This is a genomic window from Amycolatopsis sp. SID8362, assembly GCF_010550475.1.
GTDB classification, from domain to species: domain Bacteria; phylum Actinomycetota; class Actinomycetes; order Mycobacteriales; family Pseudonocardiaceae; genus Amycolatopsis; species Amycolatopsis eburnea.
This window is the reverse complement of sequence record NZ_JAAGNB010000593.1, coordinates 1-2,867: the sequence shown is the minus strand read 5'-3', so window position 1 is coordinate 2,867 and position 2,867 is coordinate 1. Positions and strand designations below refer to the sequence as shown.

Annotated in this window: 3 protein-coding genes; all 3 read left to right on the top strand. The window is 70.8% G+C overall.

Annotated features, from left to right (window positions below; all coding sequences use genetic code 11):
• Nucleotides 1–1,266, top strand: a 1,266-nt coding sequence (locus G3I65_RS18665; RefSeq protein ID WP_160697246.1) for a LuxR C-terminal-related transcriptional regulator, incomplete at its 5' end; no start/stop codon positions are given.
• 573 nt (nucleotides 1,267–1,839) lie between these two features.
• Nucleotides 1,840–2,532, top strand: a complete 693-nt coding sequence (locus tag G3I65_RS18660; protein ID WP_225439951.1) for a helix-turn-helix transcriptional regulator — start codon at nucleotides 1,840–1,842, stop codon at nucleotides 2,530–2,532.
• 16 nt (nucleotides 2,533–2,548) lie between these two features.
• Entirely contained in the window at nucleotides 2,549–2,818 is a 270-nt protein-coding gene (locus G3I65_RS18655; RefSeq protein ID WP_160697245.1) for a hypothetical protein, read from the top strand.
• Nucleotides 2,819–2,867: the final 49 nt, after the last annotated feature.

Below are 2,867 nucleotides of genomic sequence, written 5' to 3'. Positions count from 1 at the left end.
GGGCAGCCGGGCCGCGGCGAGGCCGCGCTGGCCCGGCTCGCCGAACTCGAGCTCACCGGGCGCCTGGACGCCCCGGCCGGCCGGGAGCTCGCGGTGGTGCTGCTGCACTCCGCGGTGCTGTCCGGCAGCGTGCCGGTCGACGACGTCGAGACCGTCCTCAAGCGACTGATCAGCGAAGAACCGCTCGACCCGCGCCACGCCTACACGTCCTTGCCGCTGCTGGTGTCCACTGCGGTCCTCGCCGACCGCGCCGCCGTGCTCGAGCCCGCGCTGACCGCGGCCGCGCAGGCGGCGCAGGAGCACTGGCCGGACACCGCGCCGCTGATCGCCGCCGAGCTGGCGGAAGTCAAGCTGGCGCAAGGGGAGCTGGCCAAGGCGCGGCGGATCGCGCTCGGCGTCCTGGACGGCACCGACCACGAAGCCTGGCCGGACGCGCTCGCCCGGTCCGTCACCACCCTCGCCCAGATCGCTTTGGAGACACAGGATCCCGAGCTCGGCGAACGCCTGCTGGGCACGCCGATGGACGGCACCGACCACCGCGTGTTCGCCGCGCGGCGGCTGACCCGCGGGATGATCGACCTGGTCCGCGGCGACCCGGCGACGGCGCTGGGCCGGTTCCTCGACTGCGGGCGGCGCCTGGAACGCGAGGGCTGGGTCAACACACCCCAGTACCCGTGGCGGATCTGGGCGGCGCTGGTGCGCCAGCGGCTCGGCGACCTCGCCGCGGCCCAGGCGCACGCGGCCGAAGAGGACCAGTTCGCGCAAGCCTGGGGAACCGCGCTGAGCGTCGGGCGTTCCCTGCGCCTGCAAGGGATGCTGACCGGTGGCGTGGACGGCATCGCGCTGCTGCAGGAGGCGGCGGGCATCCTGCGCGAGTCGGAGAACGTTGTCGAGCGCGCCCGCACCGCCGTCGTGCTGGGTGCCCGGCTGCTCGACGCCGGCCTGCCCGACGGCGAAGAACTGCTGGCCGAGGGCCGGGAACTGGTCAAGGCGATCGGCGCGTCCTGGTTGGACGGCAGCGGCGAAACCGAGCTGAACGGCCCCGTGCTGCGGTTTTCTGGCGACAGCCTGGGGAACCTCACCAAGACCGAAGCCGCGGTCGCGCGGCTCGTCGTCCAGGGCTGGACGAACCAGCGGATCGCCGATTCCCTCGGCGTCACCCGGCGCGCGGTGGAGAAGAACCTCACCGGCACCTACCGCAAGCTCGAGGTCAGCGGCCGCGCCGAGCTCATCGAGCGGCTCGGCGCGCTCGACCAGGAGAGCTGAATCCCACCTGATGTGGCATTGGGTGCGTTACGGTTCGAGGCCCCGGCAGCCACGCCCGGCGGACCGGCGGTTGAAGTGTTGTGAGTGACTCTTTCCTGTCGTCCGACGACAGGAAAGAGTCATTCACAACACCGGCATCGGCGGAGCGCCCGAGCCACGGCGGAGCTTAGGTCGGCAAAGACAGTTCGCCAGAACCCCACTGAACACTCACGACACCCCGCACCCCGCACTACGACGCGCGGGGTTCGGTACGCGGGTGCGGTGCGGGGTGCGGGGGTACGGACCCCCTTTTCGCCGGATTTCCCAGGTCAGGAGCCAAAAGGGCAACGCCGTTGCCCGCACGTGCCCGGGTTCGGTACCGCACCGCACCGCACGGCGGTCCGTACCTCCGTACCCCCACCGCCCCCGCACCACAGTGTTAAGACCGGGTGTCCGGATTGTGTTGCCCGGGATAATCAAGCGTGCATAACATGATCTGCATCACCCCGGAGACACGGCTCGACGAATGACTCGCAGCCGGCGGCCTTCTCGCCCCCGGGGCTTCAGCTTCCAGCCGGAGAAAGGAATGCCTTCATGAGTGCGGACGTTGCGGATCTGGCTGTGGGTGCCGAGGTGGCCGTGGTCGTGGACCGGGCTGCCCGGACCGCCCCCCGCAAGCCCGCGCTGCGGGCGATCACCCCCGAAATGTGCATGGTGAACCTCGACCATCGGTTGCGGATCGTGTCGGCCAGCATGGAGTTCTTCCGCGTCTTCGAGCGCAGCTCGGACGCGGTCACCGGCACCGGTCTCTGCGACCTGCTGCACCCCAGCGTCCGGAGCAAGGTCGAGAACCAGCTGCGCCTGCTGGCCCGCGGTGAGCGAAGCCGGTTCGTCGAGCGGATCCTCGTGATGCGCGAGAACGGCACGACGCTTTCGGGCGAGTTCATCGGGTCGACGGTGCACGGCGTCGGCGACCGGCTCGACAGCCTGACGGTCGTGTTCCGGCCCGACAAGAACGAGCGCGGCAACCAGGTGGCGTGCAGCAAGAAGAAGATCCTGTCCGAGATCGACGCCCGCATCCTCGAAGGGGTCGCCTCCGGCGTCTCCACGATCCAGCTCGCGGCCAACCTCTACATGAGCCGCGGCGGCGTGGAGTACCACGTGACGACGCTGCTGCGGAAGATGAAGGTGAAGAACCGGCCGGCGCTGATCTCGAAGGCGTACTCCATGGGCATCTTCGGGGTCGGGTCGTGGCCTCCCCGTGCGCTGCCGGACTTCGTTCGGTGATGGGGACGTGGCCGCGATGGGTGCGACGAGGCTCCCGGACGAACTGACCCACCGGGCAAGAGCGATGCTGCGCGCGGTCGCGGCCGGGCGGGCGGAAATCGCGTGCAGCTGCGAGCCCGACCTCTACATCGACGGGCTGGTGTGCTGCGACCAGTACACCGCTCACGAGCTCGCGCACCGCGGCCTGCTGGTCCCGGCGGGGCCGGGCCGGGTGGGGCAGCGGGTGCGGGCCCGGCTGACGCGAGCGGGAGCCGCGGCGCTCGGGACGGTGGGCGAAGCGGCGTGACGTGCGGAAACGGCTTGGCGGGCCGGGTGACCTTCGGAGAATCGGAGGG